General features: G+C 67.1%; 9 protein-coding genes and 1 tRNA gene. 5 read left to right on the forward strand and 5 right to left on the reverse strand.

What is annotated here, in order from left to right; genetic code table 11:
- Positions 1-99 precede the first annotated feature (99 nt).
- Together IMZ11_RS34015 and IMZ11_RS46815 are read right to left on the reverse strand one after the other, a co-directional pair.
- Complete coding sequence (locus tag IMZ11_RS34015; protein WP_228646505.1) at positions 100-345, reverse strand: helix-turn-helix domain-containing protein; 246 nt, start codon at positions 343-345, stop codon at positions 100-102.
- A complete protein-coding gene (locus IMZ11_RS46815; RefSeq protein WP_374463111.1) occupies positions 342-623 on the reverse strand; it encodes a helix-turn-helix domain-containing protein in 282 nt (93 codons plus the stop codon). Before IMZ11_RS46815 ends, IMZ11_RS34015 begins: the two co-directional genes overlap by 4 nt.
- A gap of 90 nt (positions 624-713) precedes the next feature.
- On the opposite strand from IMZ11_RS46815, the gene IMZ11_RS34020 reads away from it, so the two are divergent.
- Both IMZ11_RS34020 and IMZ11_RS46465 read left to right on the forward strand, forming a co-directional pair.
- A complete protein-coding gene (locus IMZ11_RS34020) occupies positions 714-1,835 on the forward strand; it encodes a hypothetical protein (RefSeq protein WP_228646506.1) in 1,122 nt (373 codons plus the stop codon).
- Positions 1,828-3,489: a site-specific integrase gene (locus IMZ11_RS46465; RefSeq protein WP_228646507.1), complete on the forward strand. Its 1,662-nt coding sequence runs from the start codon at positions 1,828-1,830 to the stop codon at positions 3,487-3,489. The genes IMZ11_RS34020 and IMZ11_RS46465 overlap by 8 nt, the downstream gene beginning before the upstream one ends.
- On the opposite strand, the gene IMZ11_RS34030 is transcribed toward IMZ11_RS46465, so the two are convergent.
- Positions 3,471-3,544: transfer RNA gene (locus IMZ11_RS34030), tRNA-Ile, on the reverse strand. The two genes, IMZ11_RS46465 and IMZ11_RS34030, sit on opposite strands and share 19 nt — an antisense overlap.
- Before the next feature lie 252 nt (positions 3,545-3,796).
- Here IMZ11_RS34030 and IMZ11_RS34035 point away from each other — a divergent pair.
- Positions 3,797-4,909 (forward strand): sugar ABC transporter substrate-binding protein, encoded by a 1,113-nt coding sequence (locus IMZ11_RS34035; protein ID WP_228646508.1) that lies wholly within the window; start codon positions 3,797-3,799, stop codon positions 4,907-4,909.
- A 120-nt stretch (positions 4,910-5,029) separates the two neighbouring features.
- Here the strand turns inward: IMZ11_RS34035 and IMZ11_RS34040 are convergent, their stop codons facing one another.
- Positions 5,030-5,440, reverse strand: a complete 411-nt coding sequence (locus IMZ11_RS34040) for a nitroreductase family deazaflavin-dependent oxidoreductase (RefSeq protein ID WP_228646509.1) — start codon at positions 5,438-5,440, stop codon at positions 5,030-5,032.
- A gap of 362 nt (positions 5,441-5,802) precedes the next feature.
- On the opposite strand from IMZ11_RS34040, the gene IMZ11_RS34045 reads away from it, so the two are divergent.
- On the forward strand, positions 5,803-8,574 hold the full coding sequence (locus IMZ11_RS34045) for a cellulose binding domain-containing protein (protein ID WP_228646510.1): 2,772 nt from the start codon (positions 5,803-5,805) through the stop codon (positions 8,572-8,574).
- Between the two features lie 169 nt (positions 8,575-8,743).
- Positions 8,744-9,205, forward strand: coding sequence for a TIGR02611 family protein (locus IMZ11_RS34050; RefSeq protein ID WP_228646511.1), 462 nt, complete (start codon positions 8,744-8,746; stop codon positions 9,203-9,205).
- A 2-nt stretch (positions 9,206-9,207) separates the two neighbouring features.
- On the opposite strand, the gene IMZ11_RS34055 is transcribed toward IMZ11_RS34050, so the two are convergent.
- Positions 9,208-11,100: an ABC transporter ATP-binding protein gene (locus IMZ11_RS34055; protein WP_228646512.1), complete on the reverse strand. Its 1,893-nt coding sequence runs from the start codon at positions 11,098-11,100 to the stop codon at positions 9,208-9,210.
- Positions 11,101-11,957: the final 857 nt, after the last annotated feature.

The raw sequence follows: 11,957 nt of genomic DNA on the forward strand, positions 1-11,957 counted from the left end.
TCTCCAGCCGGTTCTGGTCTGGGACGTTGTTGACAAGGTCGGACTTCATGGGTGCCCTCGGGTAGTGCTTGATCTGGGAACGGTGCACTGGAACCCGCCTTACGAGGCGATGCCTGCCATCTCCCGGGGGCGGGCCTCCCGCTCGAGGCCCAGCAGGCGGAGAAGGTCTGCCTTCGGTACGCGGTAGGTGCCGCCGAGCCGAAGCACGCGGCAAGGGAACTCGTTCCGCCGGGCCAGTTCGTGGGCCTTCGTGCGGCCCATCCCAAGAGCGCGGCCAGCGGTCACGAGGGGCACGCTGACAGGGAGAGCGAAGAGCTCCTCCTCGGTCATCTCGCAGTCGTTCATAACTGTCGCTGCCTTCTCGAAAGGTGGGGGTGTAGATGTTGAGCGAGGTCGCACTGTTCCAGGACCACCGCGAGCCGGTAGAGCACATCGACGGTGAGGTTGGCTTCGCCGCGCTCGATGCGTGAGAGGTGGGCGGGATCAACATCTGCCCTGCTCGCGACCGATCTGAGTGATAGGCCCAACCGAATCCGGGTGTTGCGTAGCGACCCCGCGTCCGGAGCGAGTCCGTCTGTAGACGGATCCTCCTCGGCGTTCCGCATGGGAGCAGAGTGCCGCATGTGATCCAGAATTTCAACCTGTAGGCAGAACGTGCCAAGTCATGCCGATGCTTTCTGGACCAGTGTTGATTCTGCGGCTACAGTCGGTCCGTGACCGAGACCGAACAGACTCAACTCACTGAGACCGAAAAGCCTGAGGTGCGCAGCCGATCGACAAGCGTCACGGTGGCGGAGGACGGGGCCGAGTACACCGAGCTCCCTGGCGTGCACATCACGCCGAACAGGCTGGTCGCCCATAACATGGCTTACTGGCGCAAGGTGGCCGGCTACACGCAGGACGAGCTGGCCAAGAAGCTGAACGCCTTCTACGAGAAGAGTGCGCCGTGGACCAACGCATCCGTCAGCGCCGCGGAGAGATCGTGGGACGGCAAGCGTGTACGGCAGTTTGATGCAGACGTGATCCTGAGCCTGGCTACGATCTTCGGCCTTCCTTTGATCGCGTTCTTTCTGCCTCCTGAAGACGACGGTGTGAAGCAGCGGTACCTAATGGATCTGCCTCATGGAGACGCCCTCACCAACTGCACGACCATGTGGGACCTCATCGACGTACTCACCCAAACCGGCGGATCCGAGTGGGCCGAGGAGGAAGGCGACGAAGAGGAATACGGCGAGGAGTTGATAGAGACGCTCCGCACCCTCCAGAAGGTGAACGAGCGATACCGGGACCGGCTAGACGCAGCTTTGACCTTCTATCGCCGAGAGGTCATCGAGGGCGGCGCCGAGCCAACATACGCACAGGAAGCGTGGGGTGTTCCCTGGCAAGAACAAGCGGAGCGCGAGTTGCTCGAGGAGAAGCTTGCACGGGCCAGGCAGCACTACGAGGCGCTTCGTCAAGTCCTCGGCGACATCGGCGCAGTTCAAGAGGACCTCCACGAGAGACTCGGATTGGCCTACGCCGAGCGTCTCCCGGAGAAGCTTGCGAGAACCGTCGTGCAGCGCTTCCGTGCAGGGGAGGACGTCAAGACCATCGCCAAGAGCATCAAAAAGGCGGAATGGCTGGTGGAAAAGGCCCTAATCGACGCTCGGGAAGGTTATCTGTCGTTCTCGCCCGAGGAGCGGAGCTACGTCTTCATCTCACACAGGGAGGTTCGAGAGCGCTACGAGCAGCGGACAGACGAACTGAAAGCGGCCAGGGCAGAGCAGGGGCAGGCGGCATTAGCTGCGCAGCGGGTCGAGCAGATGGCCATCGGGCCGGGGAGGGAAGGTGAGTAGCAACGGCTTTAAGCGGTGTAAGTGCCGCGACGAGAACGGCCGAGAGCGGGGCGCGAAGTGCCCCAAACTCCGGCGTGCAAACGGGTCGTGGAACCCGAACCACGGGTCCTGGTACGGCAAGGAAGAGGTGCCCGCCGGCCCGGACGGTAAGCGCATCTATCTCCGACTGGGCGGGTTCCGTAGCGAAGCGGACCTCGACACCTTCTATGTGCAGGCCGCGCGCCTGCTCGACATTCCGGATGCCGGACATGATGGCCATGAGGCGCGTATGGAGATCCTGGAGATGATCCGTGCTGCGCACAAGAAGCAGGCGCCTCTCCCGGACCGCGAGGAGTTGCACCGCAAGTTCAAGGCCGGCCAGCCCCTTCAATCCGTCACGTTCGGCGAGTACTTCGCGGGATGGGTCGAGCGACGCCGGCGCTTGGGTGACATACGGAAGACGACTCTCCTCGGCTACATCTCGCACTACGAGGTACACATCAAGGAGGTCCTCGCGGGTGTCCGCATGGACCGATTATGGGTGAACGTCGTGGAGCGCGTCTTCACGCGCATCGACGAGAAGAACGCCGCCATCATCGAGGCCCGTGAGTCGTCGGACCCCGCTGTGCGGGCGTCGGTGCGCGGCAGGCGGCCGACCGGCCCGGTGACCAAGCAGCGAATCCGGGCGACGCTTCGCACGGTCCTGAGCGATGCGGAGCGGGAGCGGCTGGTCAGCTTCAATGCGGCCAAGCTGGTCAAGCTCGACCCCGGTAAGAAGGCCAAGGGGCTGGTGTGGACGAAGCAGCGCGTCGAGGCGTTCTCCGCCGACTATGAGCGGCGTCTGGTTGAGCTGCGGAACGATCCCGAGACGAAGTCAATGAGTGCCTTGAAGGTGTGGCTCGGCACGCCGAGGCCGTCTCCGGTCATGGTGTGGACCCCTGCGCAGCTCGGCGTGTTCCTCGACCACGCCGTGACGGATCGGCTGTACGCCCTCTACCACCTGATCGCGTTTCGGGGCCTTCGCCGCGGCGAGGCGTGCGGTGTTCGGTGGATCGACGCCGAGCTCGATGAGGGCCTGTTGGCCGTGGCAAAGCAGCTCGTTCACGTGGGCAAGGTGGTCGAGGAAGGCGATCCGAAGACCGAGGCGAGCGACGCCACGATCGCGCTCGACAAGGGCACGGTTGCGGTGTTGAAGGCGCATCGGAGGCGGCAGAACGAGGAGCGCCTGGCGTGGGGTGAGGCGTGGCAGGACTCCGGAAGGATCTTCACACGAGAGGACGGCTCCGAGCTCAAGCCGGATTGGGTGAGTGAGCAGTTCGAGCGGTTGACGTTCGCGGCCAACCTTCCGCCGATCCGGCTGCATGACCTTCGGCATGGCGCCGCGACTTTGGCGCTCGCGGCTGGCACCGACATGAAGATCGTGTCGGCGATGCTTCGTCACTCAAGCCTGTCGATCACGAGCGACACGTACACCTCGGTTCTTCCGGAGGTGGCTCATGAAGCGGCCGAGGCGAGCGCCGCTCTGGTGCCCCGTGCAGTTGCCGTGGGGGAGGCGTCCGGAACTGGCGGTCTCCCTTCGGTCTCCCATAAGGGCCGCGGCGAGCTCACGGATTCCGTGAGGGTCAAGAAACCCCAGGCGGGGCGTACTTCTATGAGTAGGGCGGGTGGGACTTGAACCCACGACCCACGGATTATGAGTCCGATGCTCTGACCGGCTGAGCTACCGCCCCGCAATGGTGGAGTCTCTCACAACTTAGCGCCTGAGCGGATCAGCCGATCACATCGAAATGAGACCGACAGTCGAGCTGGAGGCAGCCGACGTGGGAACGGTTCACGCACCCTGATCGCTCTCGTTCCTGCCCATGGCCTGCCCGGGCCCTGGTACGGCGGTCGCAAAGAACGGCTCCGCTGCGTCCGTGATCAGGCGTTATGTCCTCGATGTCCGGGTACGGCACGGCCGAACAGGCTGAAGGGGTTTCGCCGTGGGCAGAAATCTGGTTCGCCGGCTCGTGCCGGGCGTCGTGGTCGTCGTCCTTTTGGGTTTGGAATCGTGCGGTACGGCCGGGCAGTCGGGAGGTGGCCCCACCAGCGTCGCCGTCGGCTCGCTGAGCGACGGTTTCACGATCGGCTTACTCCTGCCGGACGCCAAGGCGGCACGCTACGAGAAGTTCGACCGTCCGTACATCATCCAGCGCGTCGCGCAGTTATGCCCCAGATGCGAGGTGATCCACAGCAACGCCGGAGGCGACCCCAAGCGGCAGCAGCGCCAGCTCGCCTCGATGCTCGCGGACGGTGTGAAGGTGTTGATCCTCGACGCGGTGGACGCCAGGGGTATCGCCTCCTGGGTGGCCCTGGCCAAGAACCAGGGCGCGCGGGTCGTCGCGTACGACCGGCTCGCGGGCGGTCCCGTGGACGCCTACACGTCGTTCGACAACATCCAGGCGGGCCGGATGCAGGGGCGATCCCTCCTGGATGCGATCAGGATCGGCGGGGACCCCAGGCGCGGTGAGATCGTGATGGTCAACGGCTCGCCGGCCGACCAGCACGCGGGCGACCTCAAGAAGGGGGCGCATCAGGTCCTGGACGGGCAGGTGACCATCGGCAAGGAGTACGACGCGCCGGGCTGGAACCCGGACCGGGCCGGCGCCGCGGTGAACGGTGCCCTCACCGCGTTGGGGGCCGAGAGGGTCATCGGCGTGTACGCGGCCAGCGACGTCATGGCGGGCGGCATCGCCACGGCCATGCGGAGCGCGGGCGCCGCGCGCGGCACCCCGCTCACCGGCCGGGGCGCGGAGCTCGACGCCGTACGGCGGATCCTGCTGGGGACCCAGACGATGACCGTCTACCTGCCGATCAGATCCGTGGCGCGCAGCGCGGCCAAGATCGCGATCGATCTCGGGGTCGGCAGGACCGTGTCCGGCACGACCACGTTGTCCAACGGGACCGTGACCTCGATCCCGGCCGCGATGATCGCACCGATCGTGGTCGACAGGGGCAACATCAAGAGCACAGTGATCAAGGACGGCTACTGGACGGCCGCCGAGATATGCGCGTCCCAGTTTCGCGCCGCGTGCCGATCCGCGGGGCTGTTCTGAGCGCCAGGCGTCGGAGGTCGAGGCGGCCGTCCTCGGGTAGGCGGGGTCGTCAGCGGGATCGGCCGGGTTGGCCGATCTTGTCGGGAGGCGTTCGTTCGCCCTCCCCGCCGGTACGGCGAGCTATGGAAGGCGTTCGAGAGCGATGACGGGGATCTCGCGCTCAGTGCGCGCCTCGTGCTCGGCGAAGAAGGGGTACTGCTCCTTGGTTACCGCCCAGAGCCGCTCCCGCTCCTCGCCCGTGACGACGACGGCGGTCGCCTCATAGGTCTCCGCCCCCACCTCGACGGTGACCTTCGGGTCGGCCACGAGGTTGAGGTACCAGTCCGGATGGGACGGAGCGCCCATGCAGGACGCGAAGACGAGCAGGCGGTCGCCGTCAGGCCGGTACATCACGGGCGTGGTGTACGGCCGACCGCTCTTTCGGCCACGGGTGGTGAGCAGCAGGAGCGGCCGCCCCCTGAGCGGGCCGTCGCCCCTGTGCTCCCGGAACTGCTCAATGGTCTTCTTGTTGAGTTCGCGGATCTGGTCCATGGGCACCATGCTCGCCGGAGCGACTGTCAGGTCCCGTCAGGTACGTCCGGTCGGCGTGTTCTCCATCGCGGTTCCCTCCGGGGCCGTGAATTAGTCGTGTAGGTAAACTATTGAAGCGTCGGATCGGGTCCGACGTCCTCGTGCGTGATCCGGTGGGGCCGCTGGCCGCCCGAAATGTAGCCCATGATCGTGATATGTCGGGATCGCGGCAGCGGGCTTGCTTTGTTCATACTCCAAACTATTGACGGAGTCGTGACGCCTGTGTGAATCTCTCGGCAGTTCCATGCACGCGCTGGGCGGACGGTCAGGGTCCCCACCTGATCGTGCATGGCGGTTGTCCACGCCCGAAGGGATATCCGTCCATGCGAAAACTCGTCAGCCTGCTCGCGATCGCCGTCGTGGCGTTACTCACGGCGGTGATCAGGACCGCGCCGGTGGCCGCCGTCGCCGCGGATCCGTACGCCTTCAAGAACGTCCAGATCGCCGGAGGCGGATTCGTCCCCGGCATCGTCTTCAGCCCCGCCCAGAAGGACCTGATCTACGCCCGCACCGACATCGGCGGCGCCTACCGCTGGAGCCAGTCCACCCAGTCCTGGACCCCGCTGCTCGACTGGGTCGGCTGGACCGACTGGGGCTACAACGGCGTGGTGAGCCTGGCCGCCGACCCGGTGGACGCCAACCGCGTCTACGTCGCGGCCGGCATGTACACCAACAGCTGGGACCCGAACAACGGGGCCGTCCTCCGCTCGTCCGACAAGGGCGACACCTGGCAGGTCACGCCGCTGCCGTTCAAGCTCGGCGGGAACATGCCGGGCCGCGGCATGGGCGAACGCCTCGCCGTCGACCCGAACAAGAACAGCATCCTCTACCTGGGCGCGCCGAGCGGGAACGGCCTGTGGAAGAGCACCGACTACGGCGCGACCTGGGCCAAGGTGGCCGCGTTCCCGAACCCCGGCAACTACGTCGCGGGGGAGGGCGAGTACCTCGGTGACAACCAGGGCGTCGTCTGGGTGACCTTCGACAAGCGCACCGGCACCTCGGGCAACGCCACCCAGACCGTCTACGTCGGTGTGGCGGACAAGCAGAACACCGTCTACCGGAGCACCGACGGCGGCGCCACCTGGTCCCGCGTCGCCGGCCAGCCGACCGGCTACATCGCGCACAAGGGCGTTCTCGACACCGCGGGCGGCTACCTCTACATCGCCACCAGCGACACCGGCGGGCCGTACGACGGAGCCAAGGGCGATGTGTGGCGCTACGCCACAGCGACCGGGACCTGGACCCAGATCAGCCCGATCCCGTCCAGCAGTTCCGACGACTACTTCGGCTACAGCGGCCTGACGGTCGACAGACAGAACCCGGGCACGCTCATGGTCGCCACCCAGATCTCCTGGTGGCCGGACGTGATCTTCTTCAGGAGCACCGACAGCGGCGCCACCTGGACCAGGGTCTGGGACTGGACCTCGTACCCGAGCCGTAGCTTCCGCTACAAGATGGACATCTCCTCGGCCCCGTGGCTGACCTTCGGCGGCAACCCCTCGCCGCCCGAAGTCACGCCCAAGCTCGGCTGGATGACCGAGTCGATGGAGATCGACCCGTTCGACTCCAACCGCATGATGTACGGCACCGGCGCCACGATCTACGGCACCACCGACCTCAGGCAGTGGGACGTCTCGGGTGGCCAGTTCACGATCAAGCCGATGGTGAAGGGCCTGGAGGAGACCGCGGTCCTCGACCTGATCAGTCCGCCGAGCGGAGCCCCGCTGGTCAGCGCCCTGGGCGACATCGGCGGCTTCCGCCACACCAACCTCGACGCGGTGCCGTCGATGATGTTCACCCAGCCCAACTTCACGTCGTCGACCTCGCTCGACTACGCCGAGACCAACCCGAGCGTGATGGTGCGGGCCGGCAACTTCACCGACGCCGACCGGCCGAACGACAGCCACGTCGCCTTCTCCACCGACGGCGGCGGCAACTGGTTCCAGGGAACCGAGCCCGGTGGGGTCAACAGCGGAGGCACCGTCGCGGCGGCCGCGGACGGCAGCAGGTTCGTCTGGGCGCCCGGCGACTCCGGCCTCCAGGTCGTCTACTCGGTCGGCTTCGGCAACTCCTGGACGGCGTCCAGCGGCGTTCCGGCCAACGCGATCGTCGAGTCCGACCGGGTCAACGCGCAGAAGTTCTACGCCTTCAAGGGCGGCACGTTCTACGTGAGCACCAACGGCGGCGCCACGTTCACCGCCACAGCGGCCGCCGGGCTGCCGTCATCGGGGAACGTGCACTTCAAGGCCGTACCCGGTAAGGAAGGCGACATCTGGTTGGCAGGCGGCACCGGCGGCACGTACGGCCTGTGGCACTCCACCAACTCCGGAGCGTCGTTCACGAAGCTGGCCAACGTGACCGAGGCCGACAACATCGGCTTCGGCAAGGCCGCACCCGGACAGTCGTCCATGGCCCTCTACGCGATCGCCAAGATCGACGGCGTCCGCGGGGCGTTCAGGTCCGACGACGCGGGCGCGACCTGGGTGCGGATCAACGACGACCGGCACCAGTACGGCAACTGGGGCGAGGCGATCACCGGTGACCCGCGGATCTACGGTCGGGTCTACATCGGAACCAACGGCCGCGGGATCATCTACGGCGACCGCACCGGCACCTCGTCGCCCTCGCCCAGCGCCTCACCCAGTTCCTCGCCCAGTTCCTCGCCCAGCGCTTCACCGAGCGCCTCGCCGTCGGCCAGTCCCAGCCCGTCGGCGTCGCCGAGCCCCAGCGCCTCACCCAGCCCGTCCCCCTCACCCAGCCCGTCCCCCTCGGCCAGCCCGTCGGCGGGCAAGGCGTGCACGGCCACGTACAAGGTGGTCAACGAGTGGCCGGGCGGCTTCCAGGGCGAGGTCGCGGTCAAGAGCAGCGGCACCGCGGCGATCTCCGGCTGGACGGTCACGTGGACGTACGCCAACGGGCAGACGATCAGCCAGCTCTGGAGCGGCAACCTCACCCAGTCCGGCTCCGCCGTGACCGTGACGAACCTGAGCTGGAACGGCGGCCTCGGCTCCGGCGCGAGCACGACGTTCGGCTTCAACGCCGGCTGGTCCGGCACCAACGCGGTCCCCGCGGCCGTGACGTGCACAGCCTCCTGACCGGCTGCGGCACCTGAACCGGGACGGCCCGGGGCCCCGCACGGCCCCGGGCCGCTCCCGCCTGCGCCGTCCCGTCCCGGGCCCCCGTCCGTGGGTGGAGACCGTTTCGTCCGGAAGGACGAGATCGGCTTTTGTCTGCCTGTCTATCCTGTTCTCAGGGGGTGACCAGGTGGCCATAACCGAGAACACGCTCAGCGGCGACGAGGAGAGCGGCACCGGATCGACCGGGGCACGGGGGCCCGCGCACGACGCGTCCGGCCCGGGGAGCTGGCTCGATCACGTACGGGCCCGTCCCGGTGGCCGCCTGACCTTGAAGATCATCGTCGGAGTGATCGGCGCGGCGCTCGTCGTCACCGGTCTCATCATGGTGCCGTTCCCCGGGCCGGGCTGGCTCGTCGTCTTCGCCGGCCTCGCCGTACTGGCCACGGAGTTCGCGTGGGCGCACCGCCTGCTCGGATTCGCCAAGCGCACGGTGACGGCCGCGACCGACTGGCTCGGCCGCCAGAACTGGTTCGTACGCATCGTCGCCACCCTGCTCACCGCCGCGCTCGCGACCGCCATCGTCTGGATCTCGCTCAAGCTCACCCTGGGCATCGACCTGCTGGAATACGCCAGGAACTTCGTCGGCTGATTTCACGACAGGGCGGCCGGATCCCCATCCACCGGGCGGTCCACCGGGCTGCCCACAGTGAAGGGCCGGTGCGCGGGCTCCAGCACGACGTTCCGGCTCGGCTCCGGCACGTGCCGGAGATCATGGGTGATGAGGATCGTCGTCCGGCCGGCCATGAGCCGGCGGAGAAGCTCCATGATCCGCGCCGCCGTCGGCGCGTCCAGCCCGGTCATCGGCTCGTCGAGGATCAGCACGGGCGCGTCGCGCAGGATGGCGCGGGCGATCGCGATCCGCTGGCGCTGCCCGCCCGAGAGCAGCCGTCCGCGCTGCCCGACCGGAGTGTCGTACCCCTCCGGAAGCGCACGGATGAAATCGTCCGCGTCGGCCATCGCGGCGGCCCGGACGATCTCGGCCAGGCCGGCCTCCGGACGGCCGTAGGCGATGTTCTCCCGCACGCTCCCGGAGAACAGCAGGCTCTCCTGCTGGAGGATCGTGATGTTCTCGCGCAGTGCCCGGCGCGGCATCTCGCGGATGTCCACTCCGTCGAGGAGCACGCGACCCCCCGTGGGGTCGTAGAACCGCAGCAGCAGTTTGGCCACGGTCGTCTTCCCCGCGCCGCTCGGGCCCGTGCACACGATGAGCTCGCCCGGTTCGGCGCCGAAGGACAGACCGGTCAGGGTCGGCCTGGTCCGGCCCGGATACGTGAAGCCGACATCCTGGAACTCGATCCGGCCCCGGCCCCGGCTCCGCGTCGCCGCGCGGCCCGTGCCCTTGCCCACGCCGTCGTCCTCCGGGTCGGTGACGGCGGGCTCGGTACGCAGCACCTCGATGACACGGTCCGAGCCCGCCGCCGCCGAGGAAACGCTGAGCGCCAGTTCCCCGAGTCCCTGGAACGTGGGGTAGAGGTAGGCCAGGTACGCCGCGAAGGCGAGGAGCCCGCCGATGGTGAGCCGGCCGGAGGCGATCTCCCACGCGCCCACCCCGATGATCACGAGCAGGCAGAGCGTCTCGACGATCTGCGCGGCCGGGCCGTACAGTGCGGACAGCCTGGCCTGGGCGACGTTGGCGAGCAGCCACGTGCGGCCCTCCCGGTGCAGCCGCGCCGCCTCGGCGTCCTGGCGGTTGTACGCCTGGACGAGGGACTGGTTGGCCAGGCTCTCCTCGATGACGCTGTTCATCGCGCCGTTGCTCGAACGCTCGCGCGCGGACGCGTTGCGCAACCTCGACGTGAACCCCCTGGAGACCAGCAGGAAGAGCGGCACCATCGCGAACGTCACCAGCGCGAGATCCCAGCGGATGAAGAACGCGGCCCCCGAGAAGAGAACCGCGCCCGCGACCGTGGTGATGATCCGTACCAGCCCGGAGCCGACGAGTTCCTCGATGGCCTCGATGTCGTCGGTGAGGCGGGCCATCAGGTCACCGAGGCGCCGGTTCTCGAAATAGTCCGGGGTGAGCGTCTGGAGGTGGGAGAACACCCGGTCGCGCAGTCGCAGGAGGAAGCGCTCCGCCGCGAGGGCCGTGGCGTACGCGCCGGCGAAGGACATCAACCCGGCGAGTACGGCGACGCCGACCCAGGCCCCCGCCGGAGCCCAGAAGGCGCCGAGGTTCCCCGCGCTGAGGACGCGGTCGGTGATGAGGCCGAACAGGCCGATCGCGCTGACCTCGCAGACGGACGCCGCGACCGCGGCCACGACGCCGGCCGCGAACAGCCAGCGCACGCCACGGGTCTGCGGCCAGAACTCCCTGAGCGTGGTGCGGATCGAGACGATCGGCGTGGTGGCCGGCGCCGTATCGGAGGCCGGGGCCGGGTGTGCTGCCGGAAGACCTGCCGGGTTCGCCGGCGATTCCCCGGTGGGGGAGGTGGGGTCCCCGGCACGCCCCTCGTATTTCTCGTCGGTAGGTCGGTTCTTTTCCACGTCGGATACCTGTTCTGTGATGACCGAGAGCCGGCGGGAAATCCCGCCGGCTCTCTTTCAGATCAGCCAGGGCTTACCAGCAGCTACGCCAGCAGCACCTACGGCGGCGCCAGCAGCAGCGACGGCGGCATCCCCAGCCACCACCTCCGCAGCCTCCGCCCCAACCCCAGGAACCGAACTGCCCTGTCGGAAAGACTTTGGTAAGGCTCATTTGGTGCCTCCCTCAGACTGGCTTCCGTGATCTTTCAATTGCGACACTATCACCCGTAGTGTCGCAAATCATTGAAAATGCGGTCGAATAGAATAGCTTTTAACTGACGGCATAGTGCGAATTATTCTGATTTAGTGTAAGTAAAGACTTGTGTTGCCGCCGTTTGGATCAGTGGCCGCATCGTCCCTGTTCGGCGGTCCGGACGGCCGCGCGGGACGGGGTGCTCCGTCGAGGTGCTTCTCCGCAGGGGATCTCCACGTCAGGTAATGGCCGATGGTCGGGAACGGTCGTCGTCGCCACGACCATCACGCGACCGGATGATGATGGGTGGAATAGGATGTAACGCGTATTAACCCGGAGAGTCAATAATCGCGCGGCAAAGGCGGACGTCCGTCATTAAAGGAGCGCGGCCGGCAGAGCCTCGTGAGGACACCTGTACCGCCCAGGGTGGCATCGCTATGATCATGGTCGGCCTGATATAGGCGTAATTGGGGAGACCGTGATGCCCGAGTTAGCGCGCATTCCCGATGGAATGACGTTTTCTCAGCGTGATCGACTCGGACAGTAGGGCTTTCCTGGGCAGAAACGATCACACGCGGGCAGACACGCGGACGAACAGAGAACGCCGGAAACAGGCGTGGAGCCT

Origin of the sequence: Microtetraspora sp. AC03309 (assembly GCF_020826795.1) — a bacterium.
Lineage (GTDB): Bacteria > Actinomycetota > Actinomycetes > Streptosporangiales > Streptosporangiaceae > Microtetraspora > Microtetraspora glauca.

What these genes read in the sequence shown, in the direction of transcription:
- IMZ11_RS46815 (WP_374463111.1), bottom strand. Translation starts at nt 623, where the DNA reads ATGCGGCACTCTGCTCCCATGCGGAACGCCGAGGAGGATCCGTCTACA.
- IMZ11_RS34040 (WP_228646509.1), bottom strand. Translation starts at nt 5,440, where the DNA reads ATGGACCAGATCCGCGAACTCAACAAGAAGACCATTGAGCAGTTCCGG.
- IMZ11_RS34045 (WP_228646510.1), top strand. Translation starts at nt 5,803, where the DNA reads ATGCGAAAACTCGTCAGCCTGCTCGCGATCGCCGTCGTGGCGTTACTC.
- IMZ11_RS34015 (WP_228646505.1), bottom strand. Translation starts at nt 345, where the DNA reads ATGAACGACTGCGAGATGACCGAGGAGGAGCTCTTCGCTCTCCCTGTC.